Origin of the sequence: Pseudomonas sp. RC4D1 (assembly GCF_018390395.1) — a bacterium.
Lineage (GTDB): Bacteria > Pseudomonadota > Gammaproteobacteria > Pseudomonadales > Pseudomonadaceae > Aquipseudomonas > Aquipseudomonas danubii.
This window is the reverse complement of record NZ_JAHBAW010000001.1, coordinates 957,815-981,230: the sequence shown is the minus strand read 5'-3', so window position 1 is coordinate 981,230 and position 23,416 is coordinate 957,815. Positions and strand designations below refer to the sequence as shown.

The 23,416-nt window shown below is 63.1% G+C and carries 22 protein-coding genes; 13 read left to right on the top strand and 9 right to left on the bottom strand.

The annotated features are described in order from the left end of the window. Nucleotides 1-123: 123 nt before the first annotated feature. From KHO49_RS04445 to KHO49_RS04430, 4 genes are read right to left on the bottom strand one after another with little or no spacing between them, the layout of a single operon-like run. Nucleotides 124-681: a DUF4136 domain-containing protein gene (locus KHO49_RS04445; protein WP_213664668.1), complete on the bottom strand. Its 558-nt coding sequence runs from the start codon at nt 679-681 to the stop codon at nt 124-126. Nucleotides 682-722: 41 nt separating this feature from the next. Then, nucleotides 723-1,331 (bottom strand): DUF4136 domain-containing protein, encoded by a 609-nt coding sequence (locus KHO49_RS04440; RefSeq protein WP_102863003.1) that lies wholly within the window; start codon nt 1,329-1,331, stop codon nt 723-725. Between the two features lie 11 nt (nt 1,332-1,342). Next, entirely contained in the window at nt 1,343-2,092 is a 750-nt protein-coding gene (locus KHO49_RS04435) for a methyltransferase (protein WP_110595483.1), read from the bottom strand. Then, nucleotides 2,089-2,394, bottom strand: a complete 306-nt coding sequence (locus KHO49_RS04430) for a MazG-like family protein (RefSeq protein ID WP_102863001.1) — start codon at nt 2,392-2,394, stop codon at nt 2,089-2,091. Before KHO49_RS04430 ends, KHO49_RS04435 begins: the two co-directional genes overlap by 4 nt. A gap of 189 nt (nt 2,395-2,583) precedes the next feature. On the opposite strand from KHO49_RS04430, the gene KHO49_RS04425 reads away from it, so the two are divergent. Next, nucleotides 2,584-2,877, top strand: coding sequence for a hypothetical protein (locus KHO49_RS04425; RefSeq protein WP_102863000.1), 294 nt, complete (start codon nt 2,584-2,586; stop codon nt 2,875-2,877). A 67-nt stretch (nt 2,878-2,944) separates the two neighbouring features. Further along, on the top strand, nt 2,945-4,291 hold the full coding sequence (locus KHO49_RS04420; RefSeq protein WP_213664667.1) for an MATE family efflux transporter: 1,347 nt from the start codon (nt 2,945-2,947) through the stop codon (nt 4,289-4,291). On the opposite strand, the gene KHO49_RS04415 is transcribed toward KHO49_RS04420, so the two are convergent. From KHO49_RS04415 to KHO49_RS04395, 5 genes are all read right to left on the bottom strand, one after another. Next, nucleotides 4,285-5,160 carry an alpha/beta hydrolase gene (locus KHO49_RS04415; protein WP_102881945.1) on the bottom strand — a complete coding sequence of 292 codons (876 nt, stop codon included), beginning with the start codon at nt 5,158-5,160 and terminating at the stop codon, nt 4,285-4,287. The two genes, KHO49_RS04420 and KHO49_RS04415, sit on opposite strands and share 7 nt — an antisense overlap. Before the next feature lie 174 nt (nt 5,161-5,334). Then, complete coding sequence (speA, locus tag KHO49_RS04410) at nt 5,335-7,248, bottom strand: arginine decarboxylase (RefSeq protein WP_102862997.1); 1,914 nt, start codon at nt 7,246-7,248, stop codon at nt 5,335-5,337. Nucleotides 7,249-7,470: 222 nt separating this feature from the next. Then, nucleotides 7,471-7,842, bottom strand: a complete 372-nt coding sequence (locus tag KHO49_RS04405) for a translation initiation factor Sui1 (RefSeq protein WP_015634001.1) — start codon at nt 7,840-7,842, stop codon at nt 7,471-7,473. Between the two features lie 201 nt (nt 7,843-8,043). Beyond that, nucleotides 8,044-8,580 carry an NUDIX hydrolase gene (locus KHO49_RS04400; protein ID WP_092319250.1) on the bottom strand — a complete coding sequence of 179 codons (537 nt, stop codon included), beginning with the start codon at nt 8,578-8,580 and terminating at the stop codon, nt 8,044-8,046. 3 nt (nt 8,581-8,583) lie between these two features. Next, complete coding sequence (locus tag KHO49_RS04395) at nt 8,584-9,651, bottom strand: DUF2333 family protein (protein WP_102862996.1); 1,068 nt, start codon at nt 9,649-9,651, stop codon at nt 8,584-8,586. Nucleotides 9,652-9,939: 288 nt separating this feature from the next. Here KHO49_RS04395 and KHO49_RS04390 point away from each other — a divergent pair, with 288 nt between their 5' ends. The 11 genes from KHO49_RS04390 (at nt 9,940) to purD (ending at nt 23,351) form a co-directional block, all read left to right on the top strand. Then, nucleotides 9,940-11,610, top strand: coding sequence for a response regulator (locus KHO49_RS04390; protein ID WP_213664666.1), 1,671 nt, complete (start codon nt 9,940-9,942; stop codon nt 11,608-11,610). 53 nt (nt 11,611-11,663) lie between these two features. After that, nucleotides 11,664-13,625 (top strand): methyl-accepting chemotaxis protein, encoded by a 1,962-nt coding sequence (locus tag KHO49_RS04385; RefSeq protein WP_213664665.1) that lies wholly within the window; start codon nt 11,664-11,666, stop codon nt 13,623-13,625. A 235-nt stretch (nt 13,626-13,860) separates the two neighbouring features. Continuing rightward, entirely contained in the window at nt 13,861-14,316 is a 456-nt protein-coding gene (aroQ, locus tag KHO49_RS04380) for a type II 3-dehydroquinate dehydratase (RefSeq protein WP_025130565.1), read from the top strand. 24 nt (nt 14,317-14,340) lie between these two features. Beyond that, complete coding sequence (accB, locus tag KHO49_RS04375) at nt 14,341-14,802, top strand: acetyl-CoA carboxylase biotin carboxyl carrier protein (protein WP_015633997.1); 462 nt, start codon at nt 14,341-14,343, stop codon at nt 14,800-14,802. Between the two features lie 17 nt (nt 14,803-14,819). Beyond that, nucleotides 14,820-16,181, top strand: a complete 1,362-nt coding sequence (gene accC / locus KHO49_RS04370) for an acetyl-CoA carboxylase biotin carboxylase subunit (RefSeq protein ID WP_015633996.1) — start codon at nt 14,820-14,822, stop codon at nt 16,179-16,181. 251 nt (nt 16,182-16,432) lie between these two features. Continuing rightward, the gene (gene prmA / locus KHO49_RS04365; RefSeq protein WP_102862993.1) at nt 16,433-17,311 is read left to right on the top strand and encodes a 50S ribosomal protein L11 methyltransferase; all 879 of its coding nucleotides are present in this window, start codon (nt 16,433-16,435) and stop codon (nt 17,309-17,311) included. A 30-nt stretch (nt 17,312-17,341) separates the two neighbouring features. Continuing rightward, a complete protein-coding gene (locus KHO49_RS04360; protein ID WP_102881948.1) occupies nt 17,342-18,655 on the top strand; it encodes a DUF3426 domain-containing protein in 1,314 nt (437 codons plus the stop codon). Nucleotides 18,656-18,851: 196 nt separating this feature from the next. Further along, nucleotides 18,852-19,865 (top strand): tRNA dihydrouridine synthase DusB, encoded by a 1,014-nt coding sequence (gene dusB / locus KHO49_RS04355; RefSeq protein ID WP_016968220.1) that lies wholly within the window; start codon nt 18,852-18,854, stop codon nt 19,863-19,865. Next, a complete protein-coding gene (gene fis / locus KHO49_RS04350; RefSeq protein WP_007921650.1) occupies nt 19,862-20,182 on the top strand; it encodes a DNA-binding transcriptional regulator Fis in 321 nt (106 codons plus the stop codon). Before dusB ends, fis begins: the two co-directional genes overlap by 4 nt. An 82-nt stretch (nt 20,183-20,264) precedes the next feature. Further along, complete coding sequence (purH, locus tag KHO49_RS04345; RefSeq protein ID WP_213664664.1) at nt 20,265-21,872, top strand: bifunctional phosphoribosylaminoimidazolecarboxamide formyltransferase/IMP cyclohydrolase; 1,608 nt, start codon at nt 20,265-20,267, stop codon at nt 21,870-21,872. 189 nt (nt 21,873-22,061) lie between these two features. After that, nucleotides 22,062-23,351 carry a phosphoribosylamine--glycine ligase gene (purD, locus tag KHO49_RS04340; protein WP_102862990.1) on the top strand — a complete coding sequence of 430 codons (1,290 nt, stop codon included), beginning with the start codon at nt 22,062-22,064 and terminating at the stop codon, nt 23,349-23,351. Nucleotides 23,352-23,416: the final 65 nt, after the last annotated feature.

The following is a 23,416-nucleotide window of genomic DNA, read 5'->3' as shown; positions in this document are numbered from 1 at the left end:
AGTGTAGTCAAAGGCCCGGGCCTGTGCTGGCAGGCTGCCAGCTCGCCTGACTGTCGGCGCAAAGGCGCGCCACAGGCTGCCTGTGGCGCTTGCCAAAGCCGGTGCTCCTGCCTGGTAAAGGCCTCAGTGCGGCGGGTAGTTCTGCAGGATTCGCATCACCGTAGTACGCACCGCAGTCGTGCGGTCGGCGGGATTGGGCGAGCTGCTGAGCATTTGTTCATCACTGCCACGCCACACCAGCCTGCCGTCCTTACCGTCCAGCAAGTCGATCTGAAGGGTCGCCACCTTGTAGGTGATGTTACGGGTCTCGTTGTACATCGGGCCGCCCCAGTAGCCATTCCATGGGCCACCCCAGCCTCCACCATAGTGGGTGGTGACCTGTTGCTGACGGTCCTCGACGATCAGATACGCCTGGACATTCAGGTCTGCCCGGCTCCCGCCCTGGGCCGGGCGCAGACCCCGCTGGTCCAATTGCTCGGCCACCGCCTGACGGATGCGCTGCTCGGTCAGGTCACTCTTGATGCGCGGATCGTCGGGGAGATATTGCAGGGCGGGTTCTTTCCAGCTCCAACTGCGGTAGGCGCCAAAGTCCCGGCTGGCGTCAAAGTCATGATTGATCTGGTCGGCAGCGCAGGCACTGAGCAAGGCGGCGCACACCAGTAACGCGATTCGATGGAACATGCTGTTTCTCCGCGTGAAGAGCAAAAACGGGCATCGTTCAACTAACTGGGAGGATAGGCGGCCATGGCCTTTTGCACTGCCTCACGCAGCGAATCGGCACGTTCACTCAGGCTGCCCCTGCTGCTGGTCTCGGCGCTGGCGCTCCACACCGGCTGGCCGCTGGCGCCGTCAAACAGATTGACCCGGACCACCACGACCTCCACCTCGTAGGTGCGCACCACCGGCACGCTGCCGTACATGCCGTAACCCGGCCCGTAGCGGTTGTACCCCCCGTACCCGCCATAACCATAATCGTCCCGGACCTGGCGCAAACGCTTCTCCAGGTGCAGGTCAGCGCTGACCCACAGGTCCGCCGGACGCAGGTCTTGCACCGGTCGCAAACCCTGCTGATCCAGGGCATTGCTGACCGCCTCGGCGATCTGCGCCGAGTCGGCCCAGGCCGAGCCGTTGGGCAGGCGCCCATTGAGCCAGGCCCAGTTGCGGTAGCGCCCATAGTCCCGTTGCGGCGCCGGATAGGCGCTGCGGTCGAAGGTGTTGGCCGCTTGCGGCGGCGCCGGTGGCAGGGGCTTGCTACTGGCGACGTAGGGATTGCTGCCCTGACAGGCGGCAAGCCCGGAACACAGGAAGATCAGACCCAGGCGGCGTTTCATTGCGCACTCCGTTAGACCGGCCGGCACAGCCAATGCAGATAACGCCCAAGCCCGGCAAAACCTGGGTGTCGGCGGTGAGCCAATTCCATCTCCAGCAAATCCGTCAGCTCGGCGCGAGCCTGGAATTCCACCGGCATGTAATCGTGGAAAACCCGCACTCCGCTCTGGGTTTCGACTCGCCACAAGCCCTCAAGTTGCGCCGCCAGCTCGCGCGGATCAAGCGGTTGTTGCGGGGTCAGGCTCTGCTTCTCGCCGGCCATGTCGTTCTTGCGCAGCTTGCGGAAGTGGCCCTTGAGCAGATTGCGATAAACCAGGGCATCGCGGTTATAGAACGCCAGGGACAGCCAGCCGTCGGCGCTGGTCAGTTGGTGCAGAACCGGCAGGATCGCGTGGGGTTCGGCCAGCCATTCCAACACCGCATGGCAGAGCACCAGGTCGTAGGGCTCGGTGAGCTGCCCCAACAACTCCTGCCAGGGCGCCTGGATGAAGGTCGCCTGCTGACCGGCCTCGGCAAAACGCTGGCGGGCGCCTTCGAGCATCGGCGCGGCGGGCTCGGCCAGGGTCACCTGATGCCCGTGCTGGGCCAGCCACAGAGACATGTGCCCAAGGCCGGCACCGATATCCAGCACCCGCAGCGGCCGCTCGGGCAGGCATTCCTTGAGGTCGGCCTGGAGCACCGCAAGGCGGATCGCGCCCTTGGCGCCGCCATAGATCTTCTCGGCGAAACGAGTGGCCAGTTGGTCGAAATGCCGATCGCTCATGAGCAGAACCGCCGTTCGCTGTCCGCCAGCTTGCTGCGCACCACCTGGTCCATGTCCAGCCCCAGCTCGCTGCACAGCAACAGCAGGTAAAGGACGATATCGCCTACCTCCTGTCCGGCGTGAGCCAGCTTGTCCGCGGGCAGTTGCCGCGACTGCTCCTCGGTCAGCCACTGGAAGATTTCCACCAGCTCCGCCATCTCGACGCTGGCGGCCATGGCCAGGTTCTTCGGGCTGTGAAATTGCCGCCAATCGTTGTGGTCACGAATGGCGTGCAGGCGTTGGGTCAGTTGCTCTAGATTCATCGGGGTCTCCTGAAGGCGTATAGCTTCCGGGGGATAGCCGTGGGACGCAAGAGTGCTTTCGCCGGCCGGTCGGCTCCTACAGAATGAGCGGCCCCGGCAGCTTCTATGCTTAACAGGGAACTCGCTGCGGGCATTCATGGCCCAAGGTTGAGCTCGGGCACCCGCCCCCTCTTTCATCAGGACGCACACATGCAGGTAGAAAGTTTCTTCGAGTGGCTTGGCCAGGCCATAGGTTCGGTCATCCGGTTTATCGTCGACCTGCTCAGCGGGTTGTTCAATACCCTGACCCACGCCGGTGGCAACTTCGTCGACGGACTGTCCCGGGCCCTGGGGATGGACACCTCCATTGTCAGCATCATTGGCCTGATCATCGGCCTGATGTTCCTCTACTCGGCGATCCGCGCCTTCATGCGCGCCTCGATCATCCTCGGCATCATCTGGCTGGTGCTCGGTCTCTGGCTGCTGAGCTGGATCATTCACTGATCCCCTTCTGAAACCTCGGCGCCTCTCGTCGCCGAGGCTACAATGCCGGCTCTCGCAAGGAGCCCGCATGTCCCCCCTGATCACCGATTGGCATCATCGCCCCACCCATCGCCGCGTCTGGGCCCTGGCCGCGCCGATGATCCTGTCGAATATTTCCGTGCCCCTGGTGGCCCTGGTGGACAGCACCGTGATCGGTCACCTGCCCCACGCCCATCAGTTGGGGGCCGTGGCAGTAGGCGCCAGCCTCTATACCTTCCTGGCCTGGGCCATGGGTTTTCTGCGCATGGGGGCCACCGGGTTTGCCGCCCAGGCCGCCGGCCGCGGCGACGGTGCCGCCCTGCGCCAGATCCTCCTCCAGGGCCTGTTGCTGGCCCTGGGCCTGGCACTGCTGCTGGGGGCCATCGGCGTGCCGCTGAGCGGCGCGGCCTTGCACCTGATGCAACCCTCGGCGGGCCTGGACCAGATGACCCGGGCATTTTTCCACACTCGATTGCTGGGCCTGCCAGCGGCCCTGGCCAGCTTCGCCCTGGTGGGCTGGTTCCTCGGCACCCAGAATGCCCGGGCACCGCTGGCCATCCTGCTCAGTACCAACCTGGTGAACATCGCGCTCAACCTGTGGTTCGTCCTGGGACTGGACTGGGGCGTGGTGGGCTCGGCCCGGGCCTCGGTGATCGCCGAATGGACCGGGGCATTGATCGGCCTGGCCATGACCCGGCCGGCCCTGCGCGCCTATCCGGGACGGATCGTCTGGGCCGCGCTGCGCCGCTGGCAGCGCTGGCGCCCGCTGCTGGCAGTGAACCGTGACATCTTCATCCGCAGCCTGGCCCTGCAATCGGTGTTTTTCCTGATCACCGTACAAGGCGCCCGCCTCGGGGATGCCACGGTGGCAGCCAACGCTCTGCTGCTCAACGGCCTGTTGCTCACCGCCCATGCCCTGGACGGACTGGCCCACGCGGTGGAAGCCCTGTGCGGCCACGCCATCGGCGCCCACGATCGCCAGGCCCTGCGCCGTTCGCTGGTGGTGGCCGGTGGCTGGTCATTGCTGGCCAGCCTGGGATTCGCGCTGATGTTCTTGCTGGGCGGCCACCTGTTCATCGAAATGCAGACCAACATTCCCGAGGTCCGCCAGACCGCCTTCAGCTATTTGCCCTACCTTGCCGTACTGCCCCTGATCGCCGTCTGGAGCTACCTGCTGGACGGCCTGTTCATCGGTGCCACCCGAGCCCGGGAAATGCGCAACGGCATGCTCCTCACTGTGCTCCTGCTACTGCCCTTCGCCTGGGGCCTGCAAGGCTTCGGCAACCACGGCCTGTGGCTGACCTTTCTGCTGTTCATGCTCCTGCGCAGCCTGACCCTGGCAGCCTTCGCCTGGCACCTGGAGCGGCGCGACGGCTGGTTTGCCGGGGCTCACTGAGTCGGCGTCGACTCAACAAAACCACTGACCCGATCCAGTACCGGCGCCAGCCCACGCAAGGGGCGAGACAAGGCGGCCACCAGCGTGGCGTGGCCAGTGCGGGAAAAATAGAACTCCTGCACCGGTACTCCTGCCGCTCGCAGCTTGCTGGCCAGGCCACCGGTATTACGCTGTGGGTTGACCAGCGAATCATCATCGGACGCTATCAGCAGCGCCGGCGGCGCGCCGCGGCTGACGTGGTTGATCGGCTGCGAGTCCGGCGGCGAATCAGGGTAGAAAAACACCGGGCGCACCTCAGGGTTGCGGATCGGCAGAAAGTCATAGGGCCCGGCCAGGCCGATCCAGCCCTTGATGATCTGCGGCGTCAGCCCGACTTGCCCCAGCAAGCGCGAGTCCAGGGCGAGCATGGCCGCGTTGTAGGCGCCAGAACTGTGCCCCATCAGATACAACCGCCGCGGGTCGGCGCCAAACTCACCGATATGTTCATGGGTCCAGGCCACGGCGCGGGCCGCGTCTTCAAGAAAGGCCGGATAGCGCACCTGTGGATACAGCCGGTAGTCCGCCAGGACCGCCACCATGCCCCGCGAGGCCAGGGCCTCGCCGACAAAGTCGTAGTCGTTGCGCGAGCCGCTGTTCCAACTGCCACCGTAAAAGAACACCACCACCGGTGCACCGGGAACCGCCTGCCGGGGCTGATAGACATCCAGCTTCTGCCGTGGATCGCTGCCATAGGCAATGTCCCGGGTCTTGATAAAGGTGCTGTCGGGGGTCAGGGAATTAAGCGCCTTGAGCGGTGAACAGGCCGCCAGCAGGCTGAGCACCAGGGTGCCGAACAGCAGACGCCAGGCGCCTTTCGATGTATTGAGCATCAGCAAGCCTCGTTGCGCCCACCATGGACGCCTCTTTGCAGGCTAGCTGAAATGGAACGGGGCCCCCTCTTGCGTGGCGAACCTGGAAACAGTTCAAAAAAAAGCCGCGCCCTCCATCGCAGGGCGCGGCTTTGTGCCGGAACGGAACAGGCATCACTGGGGATGCCCGGGCCTTCAGGACGACAGGTAGGACGAGCGGGTCAGGCCCAGGCGCAAGGCGTCGAGGAACTGGGTGCGCTCGGCGGCGCTGATCTTGGCGCTGGCCACTTTATCGCGGTAATGAGTCATCAACTCCTCCGGCGACAAGTGCACGTAACGCAGCATGTCTTCGATGGTGTCGTGGGTCTCGATCCCGGCGTGGTACACGCTGCCATTGGGCCGCTGGTAGATGTTCACCGAGTCGGTGTCACCGAACAGGTTGTGCATGTCGCCGAGGATTTCCTGGTAGGCGCCCACCAGGAAGATCCCCAGCAGGTAGTCCTCGCCCTCGTTGAGGCCATGAACCGGCAGGCTGGTCTCGATGCTCTGCTCATCGACGTACTGCTTGATCTTGCCATCGGAGTCGCAGGTCAGGTCTTGCAGCACCGCGCGACGCAGCGGCTCTTCGTCGAGACGGTGCAACGGCAGGATCGGCAGCACCTGGCCGATGGCCCAGGTGTCCGGCAGGCTCTGGAACACCGAGAAGTTGCAGATGTACTTGTCCGCCAGCTTGTCGTTGAGTTCATCCAGCACCTGGCGGTGGGAACGCTGACGTGCCTTGAGCGAGTTGTGCAGGCGACGGCACACGGCGAAGTAGCACTGCTCGGCCAGGGCTTTTTCGGCCAGGGTCAGCTTGCCGTCGGCATACTGGGCCGCCACGTCGCTCATGTAGTGCGTGGCGCGCCAGTAAGTTTCGGTGACCATCTCGATGTCGGTCGGACCCAGCAGGTCCACCAGCCATTGCACGGTTTCCGGCAGCTCTTCCTTGTTTTCGATCTTCGGCACGTCGTCGTTGTGTTTCTCGACGTCGGTCACCTGCACCACCAGCATGGCGTGGTGGGCGGTCAGGGAACGGCCGCTCTCGGAGAAGATGTGCGGGTGCGGCAGGTTCTGCGCATCGCAGAATTCCTTGAGCATGCCCACCACCACGCCGGCGTAGTCGTCCATGTCGTAGTTGATCGAGCTGGCGTTGCGCGAGTGGGTACCGTCGTAGTCCACGCCCAGGCCACCGCCCACGTCGATGTGATCCACCGGCAAGCCGAGGTTGCGCAGTTCGCCGTAGTAGCGGATGGCTTCCTTGAAACCGTGCTGGTAGTCCGCCAGGTTGGCGATCTGCGAGCCCATGTGGAAGTGCAGCAGGCGGATGCCCTGGTCCAGGCCGGCGGCGCGGAAGCGCTCCACCACCGACAGCAGTTGCGCCGCCGACAGGCCGAACTTGGATTTCTCGCCGCCGGTGTCGGCCCACTTGCTCGACGCCAGGGACGACAGACGCACCCGCAGGCCCACCTGTGGCTTGACCTTGAGGGAGGCCGCTTCCTCGATCACCAGGCCCACTTCGGACTCTTTCTCGATGACGATGAACACGTTGTGGCCAAGCTTCTGGCCCATCAGCGCCAGGCGAATGAACTCACGGTCCTTGTACCCGTTGCAGACGATGGTGCCGCCCTTGGGCGCCAGGGCCAGAACCGCCAGCAGCTCCGGCTTGGAGCCGGCTTCCAGGCCGATGGAGACGTTCTGAGTGGCGATGATGTTCTCGATCACCGCTTCTTGCTGGTTGACCTTGATCGGGTACAGGGCGGTGTACTTGCTCTGGTATTCCAGGCGCGCGATGTTGGCGTCGAAAGCGCCGGTCAGCTGGCGTACACGGTCCTGGAGGATGTCCGGGAAGCGCACCAGCAAAGGCAGGGACAAGCCGCTCTTGCGCAGCTCCTCGACTTGTTCGAACAGATCGATGGGCAAACTGCTCGGGCCATTCGGACGAACTTCGACGCGACCGGCGTCATTGATCGCGAAATACCCGGCCCCCCAATGGCGAATCCCGTAGACACTGCGGCTGTCCGCAACGGTCCATTGGCTGCCATCGTCTTTACGTGTGCGTCGTACGGACATCGAAGTCCCCTATAAAGAAGTCATAGAGCGCCGCCCCAATCCGGGGTCGGCGCAGTCTAAAGAATGAAAATGACGATTAGCCTGCAAGCGCAATAGACCGCGCCTGCCGTGCTGAGTTTAGAAACCGTTCATGAACAGGCTCTGTGAAAACCATGGAGACGACACCTGCGTCCTGAGCCAATCAAGACAGCGTCCAGTCAGAGGTGGTTTTCACAGAGGCTGCTAGCCGCCGGACTTCTTCGCCTTGAAACCGTGCTTGACCAGTTCCGCCAAGAGTAGCTCGACATGGTCACCCTGGATTTCAATGACGCCGTCCTTCAAGGCGCCACCGGTGCCACAGCGTTTCTTCAACGTGGTGGCAAGCTCCTTGAGGGCGTCTTCGGCCAGAGGCACGCCGGTGATGGTGGTCACCGTCTTGCCGCCACGGCCCTTGCTCTCGCGACGCACGCGGGCAATGCCGTCGCCGGCCGGAATCACGGTTTGTTTGCAGATACAGGCGGCCACCGGCTGGCTACAGTCCGGGCAATGTCGACCTGCGTCGGTGGAAAACACCAGGCCACCAAGGGCGGCGAAGGATGCGGCTTTTTTGGCCACCGGCAATCCTCTTGGGAGGACAAAGACTGGTCGAAGCACATGGCGGTGCCATCGACCGCGAAGCCCCACTCAGGCAGGGGCAGCGCTACTGAGCCGGGCGCCCTTGTTTAAGAAGCAGCATCGGTTCAGCTTGAAAAGTCGCGCAGTGTAACGGCAAAAAGCCCGGTTGCTAAGAGCCAATCAGCGTCAATTTATGCAACTTTAACGACGTCGGGCCAGATAACGTTGCAAGGCGGCCAAGGAGTCCGGGCAATAGGGCTTTTCGTGGATTTCCCGCAGCACCTGATCCAGGGGAATGAAGTGCGCTTCCAGGACTTCTTCCGGCTGCAAACGCAGCGGACCGTCCCACACGGCAGAGAACGCCGAACACCAGAGACGGTTGCCGGTGTCCTCGAAAAAGAAGTGATCATGGGCAGTCAGTTCGACGCCGCTCACCCCCAGCTCCTCTTCCAGTTCCCGGGCCGCGGATTCGGCATAGCTTTCAGTCGCCAGGACCATGCCACCGGCGGCAACATCCCAATAGCCCGGGTAGATGGCCTTGCTCAGGGTACGCCGGTGCACGCACAGCTCACCGGCAGAATTGAACAGCATGATGTAGGTGCCACGCCCGATCAGGCCGCGCTCGCGCAGCTCCGAGCGGACCATGGCCCCCAGCAGTTGGTCTTCGCCATCGACCCAGGCTATTTCTTCAGCGTCGGAGGCGGCGCGATGGGCCGCCTCATTGGTGGTCGCAACCATGGATCAGCCTTGATTGAGCAGTTGGCGCAAGTCGATGACTGCCGCGTTGGCTCGGGAAATATAGTTGGCCATGACCAGCGAGTGGTTGGCCAGGACGCCAAAGCCGCTGCCATTGAGAATCATCGGGCTCCAGACCGGCTCCTGGGAGGCCTCCAGTTCGCGGATGATCTGACGCACGCTGACCGTGGCGTTCTTTTTCGCCAGCACGTCGGCGAAGTCCACTTCAATCGCACGCAGCAGGTGCGACAGCGCCCAGGCCTGACCACGGGCCTCGTAGAAGACGTTGTCGATCTGCATCCATGGGGTTTCCACCACTTCCTCATCCACCTGCGGGCCCTGGCCCGGGGCCGGCACTTCGGTTTTCAGTGCGGTGTTGAGCTTGACCCGGCCCACACTGGCCGACAGCCGTTGCGACAGCGAGCCCAGGCGCGTCCCTACATCACCCAGCCAGTTGTTGAGGTTGTCGGCACGGGCATAGAACTGCGCGGTCTTCTGGTTTGGATCGGAAAGGCGAGCCTGGTAGCGGCTAAGGGAATTGATGCCGTCCTGATACTCGGACTCGCTGGACGGCAGCACCCAGCTCTTGTTGTCGAAGTTGAAGCGCGGTTCGGCCTTGGCCAGGTCGGAGTCTTCAGCGGACTGCGACTGGGAGCGGGCGAAGTCCTTGCGCAAGGCGCGGGTCAGGTCGCGGACCTGGACCAGCACGCCATATTCCCAGCTTGGCATGTTGTCCATCCACAGGCCCGGTGGAAAACGGTCGTTGGAGATATAGCCACCCGGTTTGTCCAGCAAGGTACCGACCACGGTCTTCAGGGTTTCCACGGTGGTGTAGCCCACCACCATCTGCCGGCCTTCCTTCTCGGCAGCGATCTGGGCGTTCTGCTGGACCGGGAACAGCGCAGGTTCCTGACTCCAGTACCAGCCCAGGCCGCCCGTGACCAGCAGGTACAGGCCCAGCAAGGTGGCCAGGGCACGACTGAACAGCAGGCCACCGAAATAGCTGCGTGTCGCCGACTTGGGTTCGGCAGCACGATCCGGCGCGCTACCTGCGCGATTCTTCCAATCCAGCATGGCTATGTCCTTTCAATCACTTGGGTTCATCGGTTCGACCACAACCCTACTCCATCGTGCCTTGCCTTGACGGGATATATCTTCCGGCAAATGCGCGCCGCGCAATGATTGCGAATCAGGCGGTCACTATAAATGAAGCACACTCCAGAGCCTATGCGACCAGTGGGTCAGGAACTGAATAACCCCGCCTTTCACATTATTGACGTACGACACTCATGGGACACAAAAGTGGTGCTAGCATAGAGCCACCAGTCGACCTCAGCATGCACCCTACCTAGTAGTCAGGATATGACCGAGCCAGAAGACCCCAGCCGTGAGCGCCTCAAGCACCACTTTGCCCAGCGGGTAATTCATCAGGCACGTCAGATTCTTGAGATATGGCAGCGTCTGCAACGCAGCGAATGGTCCACCACCGACATGTCGGAACTGTGCGAAGCCAACCTGCGCCTGCTGCGTTTCGCTGAACGCTTCGAGCAACCCGAACATACCCAACTGGCCCGCAGCATCAGCCAATCGCTGGAGGCCGTGGATGCCAATCGCGGTCGTCTGAGCAGCAACCTGATCACCGACCTCAATCGCTTGATGCAGCGTTTGTCGCGCACCGGCCTGCGCCACGACGACCAGTTGGAACAGACCTTCCTGCCGCCGTTGCGCAAACCTATCTACGTGATGTTGCAGGATCACGACCGGGCCGAGCGCCTGGCCAAGCAACTGGAATTCTTTGGTCTCACGGCCCAGTCCCTGGACAGTATTGCCGCCTTTCGTTCGTCCATGGTCGAGCGCTTGCCGGCGGCCATCGTCATTGATGTGGACTTCTGCGGCCCCGGCATGGGCCTGACCCTGGCAGCCGAAGCCCAGGTCGGCCTGGAGCAGAAACTGCCGCTGCTGTTCTTCAGCCTGCATGAAACCGACACCCCGACTCGCCTGGCGGCAGTACGCGCCGGCGGCCAGGAGTTCCTGACTGGCACCCTGGAAGCTTCCAGCCTGCTGGAAAAGATCGAAGTGCTGACCTGCGTCGCCCAGTACGAGCCTTATAAAGTGCTGATCATCGACGACTCCCGGGCCCAGGCGCTGCATACCGAGCGCCTGCTCAACAGCGCCGGGATCGTTACCCGCACCCTGATCGAGCCGATCCAGGCCATGGCCGAGCTGGCGGACTTCCAGCCGGACCTGATCATCCTCGACATGTACATGCCGGCCTGCACCGGCACCGAGCTGGCCAAGGTGATCCGCCACAACGACCGTTACGTCAGCGTGCCGATCATCTACCTGTCCGCCGAGGACGACCTGGACAAGCAACTGGACGCCATGAGCGAAGGCGGCGATGACTTCCTCACCAAGCCCATCAAGCCGCGGCACCTGATCACCACCGTGCGCAACCGCGCCGCCCGGGCCCGCAACCTCAAGGCACGGATGGTCCGCGACAGCCTCACCGGCCTGTACAACCACACCCACATTCTGCAACTGCTGGAAGACTGCAGCTTCCGCGCCCGCCGCGAGGGCAAGCCGCTGAGCTTCGCCATGCTCGACATCGACCACTTCAAGCGGGTCAACGACAGCCACGGCCACCCCATGGGCGACCGGGTGATCAAGAGCCTGGCGCTGTTTCTCAAGCAGCGCCTGCGCAAGACCGACTTCATCGGCCGCTACGGCGGCGAAGAGTTTGCCATCGTCATGCCCGACACCGATCAGGACGCCGCCTGCAAGGTCCTGGACGAAATCCGCCAGCGCTTTGCCGAGATCCATTACCCGGCCCAGCCTCAAGACCTGTGGTGCACCTTCAGCGCCGGCGTGGTGGAGATGCAGGAAGACTCCGACAGCCTGATGATGGCCAGCCAGGCGGACGAGGCGCTGTACCGCGCCAAGCACGGCGGACGCAACCGAGTGCAGGCCGCACGGCAATCAAGTCAAAGTGCCATCTTTTCATCCGAATCCACAGATTCGGTCATAACCTTGTAATACAAACGCAATAAATTCAGGCGCTTACCATTTTTGCCGTTGGTAGAGCCCTGATGCGCCTGAAGCTGCTGACCAATCTCAATACCCTGTTGTTAGTTGCCGTCTGCCTGGCCCTGGGAGCCACGCTCTGGTGGTCGCAACGAGCCCTGGAGCGCCCCTACCTGCTGATGGAGCGCTACCTGGGACTGTCCCAGCAGTTTCAAAACCAGGTAGCGCGCAATATCGAAGACTACCTGGCCAGCGGCGACGCCCTGCGCCTGAGCAGCGCAGCCCAGGCCATCGAGGCCCTGCAAGGCGAACTGACCGAGCTGCCGCCGCAACTCGCGCAAAGCTTGCGCCCGAGCCTGGCCAGCCTCGATGACTTCAGCAAGACCGACCTGCTGGCCGCGGGCAAGCTGGCCGGCGATCCCCAGGCCCTGCTGTTGCAGGCCGAGCGGGAGCTGGGGGCCAACCTGGAACAGCTCAGCCAGTACGCCAGCGGGACCAAGACCGCAGAAGGCGCCACTTACCTGCCCTTGCTGCTCACCGCGGCGCAGCACCTGGGCAAACTGTCCCTGGCCCGAGACAAGTTGGTGAGCAGCGGCCGCAGCGAACTGGCCGCCGATGTCGAACGCGAAGTCAACAACATCAAGGCCCAGGCCGACCGGCTCGAAGCCCTGCCTTTATTAGGGGTGGCCGCCAGCAGCGAATCGGGCACCGATGACTTTGCCGCCCTGATGGGCCTGGAAAACACCCAGAAAGCCACTGCCGAAGACGCCGGCATCGGCCTCAAGCGCGAACTCCACAGCCTGCTCAACCGCTACCCGGCGGAACTGCAGCGCACCCGCGAGCAGATCCAGAAACGCGCCGACCTGAGTGCCGCGACCCTGCTGAAGATCACCGCCGTGCGCCAGGCCATCGCCGAGCTGGAACCGGCGGTGCGGGCCCAGCACGGCCAGATCCAGGGCGAGGTACGGCTGATCCAGGGGCTGATGATCGGCCTGATCCTGCTGATCGCCCTGGTCATCGACACCTTGCAGCGCAAGCTGGCCCGGGTCCTGACCAACCTGGCCCCGGCGCTGTCGACCTGGGCCGAAGGCGACTTCAGCCGACCGATCCAGCTGGGCAAGACCAACCGCGAACTGCACGCCATCGAAGAATCCCTCAATCGCCTGCGGGCCTACCTGGTGGATCTGGTGGGCACCATTCGCCAGAACGCCGAGCAAGTGGCCGGCAGCAGCCGCGCCCTGGCTGACCTCAGCAGCGGCCTGCACAGCGGGGCCGAGCGCCAGGCCGGCGATACCGCGCAGATCCGCGATGCCCTGGGGGAGCTGGAAGCCACCATCCAGCAGGTTGCCGGCGACGCCAGCCAGGCCGCCGATGCCAGCCGCAGCGCTGGCCTTGCGGTGCAACAGGGACAGAAAGTCATAGGCCTGAGCCTGACCGGGCTGCACGCCCTGGTGGGCGAGGTACAGGGCAACGCGCAGATGATCGAGCATCTGGCCCAGGAGTCCGCCACCATTGGCGGCGTGCTGACCGTGATCCGCTCCATTGCCGAACAGACCAACCTGCTGGCCCTCAACGCCGCCATCGAAGCCGCTCGCGCCGGGGAAATGGGCCGTGGCTTTGCCGTGGTCGCCGAAGAAGTGCGCTCCCTGGCCCAGCGTACCGCCGGCGCTACAGCAGAGATCCAGACCCTGATCGCCGGCCTGCAGGCCGCCGCGCAACAATCGGTGCAAGGCATGCGTGCCCAGGTGGAACACGCCGAAGCCACCGCCAGCCAGGCCCAGGCCGCCGACGGTGCCCTGGACGAAATCGTCGGGGCGATCCAGACCATCGCCGACACCGCCGTGCGCATCGCCGATGTCACCGCCCAGCAAAGCGGCGCGGTCAGCGAGATCCGCGACCACAGCGAGCGCATCCATCAGTTGGGCGGCGACAACCTGCTGCGCATTGGCGAAGGCCGGGCCCAGGGCGAGAACTTGCTGGACCTCGGGGGACAATTGCATACGGCGGTGCAAGCCTTCCGCGTCTAAGCTCTGCCTGTGCCCCGGTTTTCCCTGACAAACGCCCCATCATCGGCGAAACGGCTGGCCGGGAGTGCAGCGCTCTCACCCTGCAGGCAAATGACCGGATTTAAGTGCTTGGTCACATATTTTGCGCAAACATCGGTCATCGTGCTGGCTATTGCAGAGAACTGGACAGTCATAAAGTCTTTCCGGCATAGTCGCCGGGTTCTGACAACAGCACCCCGATAACAAGGAACAACCGATGGCCACCCTACTGGTGCTTCACGGCCCCAACCTGAACCTGCTCGGCACCCGTGAACCGGGGGTCTACGGTGCAACCACCTTGGCCCAGATCAACCAGGACCTGGAGCAGCGGGCCCGTGATGCCGGGCACCATCTGCAGTATCTGCAGAGCAATGCCGAGTACGAATTGATCGAACGTATCCATGCCGCCCGCGATGAAGGCGTGGACTTCATTTTGATCAATCCAGCAGCTTTTACACATACAAGCGTCGCATTACGTGACGCGCTGCTGGCAGTGAGCATCCCATTCATCGAAGTGCATTTGTCCAACGTGCACAAACGCGAACCTTTCCGCCATCACTCCTACTTCTCCGACGTTGCGGTGGGAGTGATCTGCGGCCTTGGCGCCAGCGGTTACCGACTGGCCCTGGAGGCCGCACTAGAGCAGCTTGAACAACAAGCTAAACGCCCCTGACCGACCCTTGGGAGTTGATGATTCATGGATATCCGTAAAGTTAAGAAACTGATCGAACTGCTGGAAGAGTCCGGCATCGACGAGTTGGAGATCAAGGAAGGCGAAGAGTCCGTGCGCATCAGCCGCCACAGCAAGACTCCAGCCCAGCAGTACTACGCACCGGCTCCGGTTGCCGCCCCCGTAGCTGCACCAGCCGCTGCCGCCCCGGCCGCCGCCGCTGCTCCTGCCGCCCCCGCCGCACCTGCGCTGAACGGCACCGTGGCCCGCTCGCCAATGGTCGGTACTTTCTACCGCAAGTCTTCGCCTACCTCGCCAGCCTTCGTTGAAGTCGGCCAGAGCGTGAAGAAGGGCGACACCCTGTGCATCGTCGAAGCGATGAAGATGATGAACCACATCGAAGCTGAAACCAGCGGTGTGATCGAATCCATTCTTGTCGAAGACGGCCAGCCGGTTGAGTACGACCAACCGCTGTTCACCATCGTTTGAACCGCGGAGAGTCTTTGATGTTGAAGCCTGCGAAGTTGGAAAAAGTCCTGATCGCCAACCGCGGCGAAATCGCCCTGCGGATCCTGCGTGCCTGCAAGGAAATGGGGATCAAGACCGTCGCCGTCTACTCCAAGGCCGACAAGGAGCTGATGCACCTGGGCCTGGCGGACGAATCCGTCTGCATCGGGCCTGCGCAAGCCGCGCAGTCCTACCTGCACATTCCGGCCATCATCGCGGCCGCTGAAGTCACTGGCGCTACGGCAATCCACCCTGGCTACGGCTTCCTGGCGGAAAACGCCGACTTCGCCGAACAGGTGGAAAACTCCGGCTTCGCCTTCATCGGCCCGAAAGCTGAAACCATCCGCCTGATGGGCGACAAGGTTTCCGCCAAGCACGCCATGATCGCGGCTGGTGTTCCTACGGTTCCAGGTTCCGACGGCCCACTGCCGGAAGACGAAGAAACCGCCCTGCGCATTGGCCGTGAAGTCGGCTACCCGGTGATCATCAAGGCCGCTGGCGGCGGCGGTGGTCGCGGCATGCGCGTGGTGCACAAGGAAGAAGACCTGATCGCCTCGGCGAAGCTGACCCGCTCCGAAGCCGGCGCGGCGTTTGGCAACCCGATGGTCTACCTGGAGAAGTTCCTGACCAACCCACGTCACGTGGAAGTTCAGGTGCTGTCCGACGGCCAGGGCAACGCCATCCACCTGGGCGACCGCGACTGCTCGCTGCAGCGTCGTCACCAGAAAGTCCTCGAAGAAGCGCCGGCACCGGGCATCGACGAGACTGCGCGCCAGGAAGTCTTCGCCCGCTGCGTCAAGGCGTGCATCGACATCGGCTACCGCGGTGCCGGTACGTTCGAGTTCCTTTACGAGAACGGCCGCTTCTACTTCATCGAGATGAACACTCGCGTGCAGGTAGAGCACCCGGTTTCGGAAATGGTCACTGGCATCGATATCGTCAAGGAGATGCTCAGCATCGCCGCCGGCAACAAGCTGTCGTTCACCCAGGATGACGTGGTCATTCGCGGTCACGCCCTGGAATGCCGGATCAACGCCGAAGACCCGAAAACCTTCATGCCAAGCCCAGGCACGGTCAAGCATTTCCATGCTCCGGGCGGCAACGGCGTGCGCGTCGACTCGCACCTGTACAGCGGTTACGCGGTTCCACCGAACTACGATTCGTTGATCGGCAAGCTGATCACCTACGGGGCGACCCGTGACGAAGCCATGGCGCGCATGCGCAATGCGCTGGACGAAATCGTCGTCGACGGAATCAAGACCAACATCCCGCTGCACCGCGATCTGACCCGTGACGAAGGCTTCTGCAAAGGGGGCGTGAACATTCACTACCTCGAGCACAAGCTGGCCGAGCAACACTGATCGGCACTCGCCACACCGACAAGGCCGCTTTCGAGCGGCCTTGTCGTATCTGTCATTTGCCCCTGCGCCCCCCCTGTTCAAGCGAGCTTGCCCGCCAACCGCACAACAGCCATTGCGTGCACTCCCCGATCAACGGCCAACGCGAGCAAGAACTAGGCGTCCCCCTCGCTCCTGCGGGTCGTCTCGCGTAAACTTGCGCGCTTCTCGCGGCCCGCTAGGCTGCACATCACATATTTTCAAAGGTGCCCGCCATGCCTTGGCTGCAAGTCCGTCTCGCCATCAGCCCAGAACAAGCCGAAACCTATGAAGACGCTTTTCTTGAAGTCGGTGCCGTCTCGGTCACCTTCATGGACGCCGAGGATCAGCCGATCTTCGAACCCGAACTCAATACCACGCCACTGTGGTCCCACACTCACTTGCTGGCTCTGTTCGAAGGCGGCACTGAAGCCGCCAGCGTGCTCGCTCACCTGGAACTGCTGACCGGCAGCCCGTTGCCCGAGCACCACAGCGAAGTCATCGAGGACCAGGACTGGGAACGCAGCTGGATGGACAACTTCCAGCCGATGCGTTTCGGCCAGCGCCTGTGGATCGTTCCAAGCTGGCACGCCGCACCGGAGCCTGACGCGGTCAACCTGCTGCTGGACCCGGGCCTGGCCTTCGGCACCGGCACCCACCCGACCACCGCGCTGTGCCTGGAGTGGCTGGACGGCCAGGACCTCAAGGACTGCAACGTGCTGGACTTTGGTTGCGGCTCGGGAATCCTCGCCATCGCTGCCCTGCTGCTGGGCGCCAAGCAAGCGGTCGGCACCGATATCGATGTCCAGGCACTGGAAGCCTCCCGCGACAACGCCGGGCGCAACGGTATTGCCGACGAACTGTTCCCGCTGTACCTGCCCGAGCAACTGCCACAAGTACAGGCCGATGTGCTGGTGGCCAATATCCTGGCCGGCCCGCTGGTCTCCCTGGCCCCGCAACTGTCCGGCCTGGTGAAGTCCGGAGGACGCCTGGCACTCTCCGGCATCCTCGCCGAACAAGGCGAAGAGGTGGCTGCGGCCTATGCCCAGGACTTCGATCTGGATCCGATCGCCACCCTCGATGGCTGGGTGCGCATCACCGGCCGTCGGCGCTAGAATGGCCGCCTGCATAATCCGGATGGCCGCATGACCGACAGTTTCGTCACCCAGTGCCCGCATTGCCAAACCAGGTTCCGTGTCAGCCATGCTCAGTTGAGCGTGGCCCGCGGGGTGGTTCGCTGTGGCTCCTGCCTGCAGGTGTTCAACGCCGCGCGGCAGTTGCTTGAGCAGCGCGCCGCCAAGGAAAACGCAACGTCCAGGCCGGCGGCGAAACCGGCAACCGCGCCCGCGCCCGCGCCAGCTGCGACGCCTAAACCCGAGCAGCCGCCCGCCCCCGCACCAACGCCGGCGGCGGCACCTCCCCAGCGCGCCATCAGCCAGAAACAATGGTCGGCCGCCGAGATGGACCTGGATCACCTGGACCTCGACGAGGAATTGGCCAAGCTCGAGCAACGGGAGATCCAGCCGGCCAAGGCCTTTGGCCAGGAACGCGAACACCAGGAAGACAGCCTCAGTGCCCGTCGCGACCCTCAGGGCGCCGATGAAGCCCACTGGCCCGACGGCCTGTTCGGCAGCGCCAGTGAACACGATGAGTCCGAGCCCGCCCCCCTCAAGGCCCAGGCGCATCAGGACGACATCGCCCCCGAGCCGGTCCGTCCCAGTCGCACCGAGCCTTCGCTGTCCTTCAACCTGGCGGATCTGGATGACGAGCCAAAGACGCCGAAACTGCGCCATGACGACGACCTGGAACCCTTCGAGGCCCAGGTGTCCACAGACGCCGACGAACACGACGAACCATCGCCAGCAGCCTCCCCCGGCAAGAAGCGCCGCGAACGCAGCGAGCCCGGAGTCAAGGAGGATGTACTGCTGGACCTGGTGGACGATCCGATCCACCTCGATTGGCAGAAACGCCGCTCCCCCTGGGGCCGGCGCCTGCTCTGGCTGCTGCTGATCCTGCTGGCCGCCGGCGGCCTGGTCGGACAATACGTCGCGTATCACTTCGACGAGCTCGCACGCCAGGACCAGTACCGGCCGTGGTTCCAGGAGTTGTGCCCGGAGCTCGGCTGTACGGTGCCATCCCGGGTGGATATCGCCCGAATCAAGAGCAGCAACCTGGTGGTGCGCAGCCACCCGGAATTCAGCGGGGCGCTGGTGGTGGACGCCATCATCTATAACCGCGCGCCCTTCTCCCAACCCTTCCCTCTGCTGGAGCTGCGCTTCGCCGACCTCAACGGCCATCTGATTGCCAGCCGCAGTTTCAAACCCGGGGAGTACCTGGGCGGCGAGATGCAGGATGTGGCGGAAATGCCACCGCAGACGCCGATTCACATCGCCCTGGATATTCTCGACCCAGGACCGAAAGCGGTGAACTACAGTCTGAGTTTCCACTCGCCCGAGTGAATCGGCTGATCAGACTAACGGACAACTCTGGATTGACGACAGATTTATGACTGCATCGCTCAGATTGATCACCGGGCGATAACGGAAGAACTGTTCAGATTTTATCCAATTCAGCCTTTATCCGGTCATCGAGAGCGGGTATCATGCCAACCCTTTTTCGAACTCTCATGATCCGGCCCCACAACAGGGAAGTCCTATGTCGGCGGTACGCATCGGCCCATATACATTGCACAACGGCTTGATTCTCGCCCCGATGGCGGGGGTCACCGACCAGCCCTTTCGTCAGCTTTGCAAGCAGTTGGGCGCGGGCCTTGTAGTCTCGGAAATGGTCACCAGCGACATGAGCTTGTGGAACAGCCGCAAATCGCGGTTGCGCATGATCCACGAAGGCGATCCCGAGCCACGCTCGGTACAGATTGCCGGTGGCGATGCACAGATGCTGGCAGACGCCGCCCGCGCCAACGTCGAGTTGGGCGCACAGATTATTGATATCAACATGGGTTGTCCGGCGAAGAAGGTCTGCAACAAGGCTGCCGGTTCCGCGTTGCTGAAAGACGAAGCCCTGGTCAACGAGATTCTCCAGGCGGTGGTGGCCGCAGTGGATGTACCGGTCACCCTGAAGATCCGCACCGGCTGGGACCGGCAGAACAAGAACGGCCTGACGGTGGCGAAGATCGCCGAGCAGGCGGGCATCACGGCACTGGCGGTCCACGGTCGGACCCGGGCCGACCTGTACACCGGTGAAGCCGAGTACGACACCATTGCCGCGATCAAGCAGGCGGTGTCGATTCCGGTCTTTGCCAACGGCGATATCGACTCGCCCGAGAAGGCCCGGCAGGTATTGCACGCCACCGGGGCCGACGGGTTGTTGATCGGCCGGGCCGCCCAGGGGCGGCCATGGATTTTTCGTGAAATCGAACATTTCCTGCGTACCGGTGAAACCCTCCCGGCACCGGAGCTGTTCGAGGTGGAACGTATTCTGCTAGAGCACCTGGCCGCGCTGCATGCCTTCTATGGGGAGGTCATGGGCGTCCGCATTGCGCGCAAGCATGTGGGCTGGTATCTCGCAACCCTGCCGGGCGCCAGGGAGTTTCGCGCCCACTTCAATCGTTTGGAAGATACGGAAGCACAATGCGCCAACGTTCGTGAGTTCTTTGCCGGACGTTACAAGAGCCTGGAAACAGGGGACGGAGAGGGGGTGGCCGCATGACGATGATGACCGAGACTTTAGTGAGTGGAACTGCACCCGTGAGCGACAACGTGAATTTGAAACAGCACCTCAATACCCCCAGCGAAGAAGGCCAGACCCTTCGCGGGAGTGTCGAGAAGGCGCTGCACAATTATTTCGCCCACCTTGAGGGCGCTGCCGTCACGGACGTGTACAACCTGGTGCTCTCCGAAGTCGAGGCTCCGTTGCTCGAAAGCGTGATGAACTACGTCAAGGGCAACCAGACCAAGGCCAGCGAACTCCTGGGTCTGAACCGCGGCACCCTGCGCAAGAAACTCAAGCAGTACGATTTGTTGTAAGCATTCAATCAAACCAGAAAGGCGCCCGCGTAAAAAACGGTCGCCTTTTTTGCTGACTCCTTTGCTTTTGATGGAAATTGAGATGACCGACCAGACTACCCGCCTGCCGATCCGCCGCGCCTTGATCAGTGTTTCCGACAAGACCGGGATCCTCGAATTCGCCAAGGAGCTGGAAGCCCTCGGTGTGGAGATCCTCTCCACCGGCGGGACCTTCAAACTGCTGCAGGACAACGGCGTGGCCGCAGTGGAAGTCGCGGATTACACCGGTTTCGCGGAAATGATGGACGGCCGGGTCAAGACCCTGCACCCGAAAATCCACGGCGGTATCCTCGGTCGTCGCGGTATCGACGACGCCATCATGAACGAGCACGGGATCAAGCCCATCGATCTGGTGGCGGTCAACCTCTACCCCTTCGAAGCCACCATTTCCAAGCCCGGCTGCGACCTGCCGACCGCCATCGAGAACATCGACATCGGCGGCCCGACCATGGTCCGCTCGGCGGCCAAGAACCATAAGGACGTGGCCATCGTGGTCAATGCCAGCGACTACGCCGGCGTCCTGGAAAGCCTCAAGGCCGGCGGCCTGACCTACGCCCAGCGTTTCGACCTGATGCTCAAGGCCTTCGAACACACCGCCGCCTACGACGGCATGATCGCCAACTACATGGGCACCGTGAACCAGGCCGCCGAGACCCTCTCGACATCCGGCCGCAGCGAATTCCCGCGGACCTTCAACAGCCAGTTCATCAAGGCCCAGGAAATGCGCTACGGCGAGAACCCGCACCAGAGCGCGGCGTTCTACGTGGAAGCCAAGCCTGCCGAAGTCGGCATCGCCACCGCCACCCAGCTGCAAGGCAAGGAGCTGTCCTACAACAACGTAGCCGACACCGACGCCGCCCTGGAATGCGTGAAGAGCTTCGTCAAGCCGGCCTGCGTCATCGTCAAGCACGCCAACCCGTGCGGCGTGGCGGTAAGCCCGGACGCTGAAGGCGGCATCCGCCAGGCCTACGAACTGGCCTACGCCACCGACACCGAATCGGCTTTCGGCGGCATCATCGCCTTCAACCGCGAACTGGATGCAGCCACCGCCAAAGCGATCGTCGAGCGTCAGTTCGTCGAAGTGATCATCGCCCCAAGCGTCAGCGAAGAAGCCCGCGCCATCGTCGCCGCCAAGGCCAATGTGCGCCTGCTGGCCTGCGGCGAGTGGTCGGCAGACCGTGTACCGGCCTGGGACTACAAGCGCGTCAACGGTGGCCTGCTGGTGCAGAGCCGTGATATCGGCATGATCAGCGCCGATGACCTGAAAGTGGTGACCAAACGCGCCCCGACCGAGCAAGAGATCCACGACCTGATCTTCGCTTGGAAAGTCGCCAAATACGTCAAATCCAACGCCATCGTCTACGCCAAGAACCGCCAGACCATCGGTGTCGGCGCTGGCCAGATGAGCCGCGTGAACTCGGCGCGAATCGCTGCGATCAAAGCCGAACACGCCGGCCTGCAAGTCCAGGGCGCAGTGATGGCTTCCGACGCCTTCTTCCCGTTCCGTGACGGCATCGACAACGCGGCCAAGGTCGGCATCACTGCGGTGATCCAGCCAGGCGGCTCGATGCGCGACAACGAAGTGATTGCCGCAGCCGACGAGGCCGGCATTGCGATGGTGTTCACCGGCATGCGCCACTTCCGTCACTGATACGACAACGGTCGCACTGGCAGCGGCATCTGCTGCGTTGGAGCCCACCCCGATGATGCTCATTGCCAACAGGCAACTGCGCTCATCGAGGTGGGCTCCGCCTTGCATCTACCACTGTCATTGCAACCTCCTGAGGCGTGCAGCGCTTCAGGTTCCAAAACAGAATTAGCGTCATCCGAGGTTTTTGAAATGAATGTACTGATCATTGGTAGCGGCGGTCGCGAACACGCCCTGGCCTGGAAAGTCGCTCAGGACCCACGGGTCGAAAAAGTATTCGTCGCCCCCGGCAACGCCGGTACCGCCATCGAAGCCAAGTGCGAGAACGTCGCCATCGACGTCCTGGCCCTGGAGCAGTTGGCGGATTTCGCTGAGAAGAACGTCTCCCTGACCATCGTCGGTCCGGAAGTACCGCTGGTAGCCGGCGTGGTGGATCTGTTCCGCTCCCGTGGCCTGGACTGCTTCGGTCCGACCGCCGGCGCCGCGCAGCTGGAAGGTTCGAAAGCCTTCACCAAGGACTTCCTGGCACGCCACAAGATCCCGACGGCCGACTACCAGAACTTCACCGAGATCGAGCCGGCCCTGGCCTACCTGCGGGAAAAAGGCGCGCCGATCGTGATCAAGGCCGACGGCCTGGCCGCCGGTAAAGGCGTGATCGTCGCCATGACCCTGGCCGAAGCCGAGGAAGCCGTGCGTGACATGCTGGCCGGCAATGCCTTCGGTGATGCCGGTTCCCGCGTGGTCATCGAAGAGTTCCTCGACGGCGAGGAAGCCAGCTTCATCGTCATGGTCGACGGCAAGAACGTGCTGCCCATGGCCACCAGCCAGGACCACAAACGCGTCGGCGACGGCGACACTGGCCCCAATACCGGTGGCATGGGCGCTTACTCGCCAGCACCGGTGGTCACTTCAGAAGTGCACCAGCGGGTGATGGATCTGGTGATCTGGCCCACCGTTCGCGGCATGGCCGAGGAAGGCAACGTCTACACCGGCTTCCTCTATGCCGGTCTGATGATCGACAAAGCCGGCAACCCGAAAGTCATCGAGTTCAACTGCCGCTTCGGCGACCCGGAAACCCAACCGGTGATGCTGCGCCTGCAATCGAGCCTGGTGCTGCTGGTGGAAGCCGCCCTGGCCCAGGCCCTGGACAAGGTCGAAGCCCAGTGGGACCCACGCCCGAGCCTGGGCATCGTCCTCGCCGCCGGCGGCTATCCTGGCGACTATGCCAAGGGCGCGGCCATCACTGGCCTGGACGCCGCCGCTGCACTGGAAGGCAAAGTGTTCCACGCCGGCACCGCACTCAAGGACGGTCAGGTCGTGACCTCCGGCGGCCGGGTGCTCTGCGCCACCGCCATGGGTGACAGCGTCGATGCCGCCCAGCAACAAGCCTACCGCCTGGCGGCCAAGATCGACTGGCAGGGCTGCTTCTACCGCAACGACATCGGCTACCGTGCCATTGCTCGTGAGCGCGGCCAGGAGTAAAGCTGCCAGCGCCCCCCGGCAAGGGCCTCGCGCCCTTGCCGTGCGGTGATCACGCCGCGCATAGT

Bases quoted from the DNA above. Each gene is read 5' to 3' on its own strand.
- KHO49_RS04445 (WP_213664668.1), bottom strand. From the start codon at position 681: ATGTTCCATCGAATCGCGTTACTGGTGTGCGCCGCCTTGCTCAGTGCC.
- purH (WP_213664664.1), top strand. From the start codon at position 20,265: ATGACCGACCAGACTACCCGCCTGCCGATCCGCCGCGCCTTGATCAGT.
- KHO49_RS04415 (WP_102881945.1), bottom strand. From the start codon at position 5,160: ATGCTCAATACATCGAAAGGCGCCTGGCGTCTGCTGTTCGGCACCCTG.
- KHO49_RS04395 (WP_102862996.1), bottom strand. From the start codon at position 9,651: ATGCTGGATTGGAAGAATCGCGCAGGTAGCGCGCCGGATCGTGCTGCC.
- KHO49_RS04425 (WP_102863000.1), top strand. From the start codon at position 2,584: ATGCAGGTAGAAAGTTTCTTCGAGTGGCTTGGCCAGGCCATAGGTTCG.
- prmA (WP_102862993.1), top strand. From the start codon at position 16,433: ATGCCTTGGCTGCAAGTCCGTCTCGCCATCAGCCCAGAACAAGCCGAA.
- aroQ (WP_025130565.1), top strand. From the start codon at position 13,861: ATGGCCACCCTACTGGTGCTTCACGGCCCCAACCTGAACCTGCTCGGC.
- speA (WP_102862997.1), bottom strand. From the start codon at position 7,248: ATGTCCGTACGACGCACACGTAAAGACGATGGCAGCCAATGGACCGTT.
- KHO49_RS04420 (WP_213664667.1), top strand. From the start codon at position 2,945: ATGTCCCCCCTGATCACCGATTGGCATCATCGCCCCACCCATCGCCGC.
- purD (WP_102862990.1), top strand. From the start codon at position 22,062: ATGAATGTACTGATCATTGGTAGCGGCGGTCGCGAACACGCCCTGGCC.
- accC (WP_015633996.1), top strand. From the start codon at position 14,820: ATGTTGAAGCCTGCGAAGTTGGAAAAAGTCCTGATCGCCAACCGCGGC.
- KHO49_RS04390 (WP_213664666.1), top strand. From the start codon at position 9,940: ATGACCGAGCCAGAAGACCCCAGCCGTGAGCGCCTCAAGCACCACTTT.
- fis (WP_007921650.1), top strand. From the start codon at position 19,862: ATGACGATGATGACCGAGACTTTAGTGAGTGGAACTGCACCCGTGAGC.
- KHO49_RS04440 (WP_102863003.1), bottom strand. From the start codon at position 1,331: ATGAAACGCCGCCTGGGTCTGATCTTCCTGTGTTCCGGGCTTGCCGCC.
- dusB (WP_016968220.1), top strand. From the start codon at position 18,852: ATGTCGGCGGTACGCATCGGCCCATATACATTGCACAACGGCTTGATT.
- KHO49_RS04430 (WP_102863001.1), bottom strand. From the start codon at position 2,394: ATGAATCTAGAGCAACTGACCCAACGCCTGCACGCCATTCGTGACCAC.
- KHO49_RS04360 (WP_102881948.1), top strand. From the start codon at position 17,342: ATGACCGACAGTTTCGTCACCCAGTGCCCGCATTGCCAAACCAGGTTC.
- KHO49_RS04435 (WP_110595483.1), bottom strand. From the start codon at position 2,092: ATGAGCGATCGGCATTTCGACCAACTGGCCACTCGTTTCGCCGAGAAG.
- KHO49_RS04400 (WP_092319250.1), bottom strand. From the start codon at position 8,580: ATGGTTGCGACCACCAATGAGGCGGCCCATCGCGCCGCCTCCGACGCT.
- KHO49_RS04385 (WP_213664665.1), top strand. From the start codon at position 11,664: ATGCGCCTGAAGCTGCTGACCAATCTCAATACCCTGTTGTTAGTTGCC.
- accB (WP_015633997.1), top strand. From the start codon at position 14,341: ATGGATATCCGTAAAGTTAAGAAACTGATCGAACTGCTGGAAGAGTCC.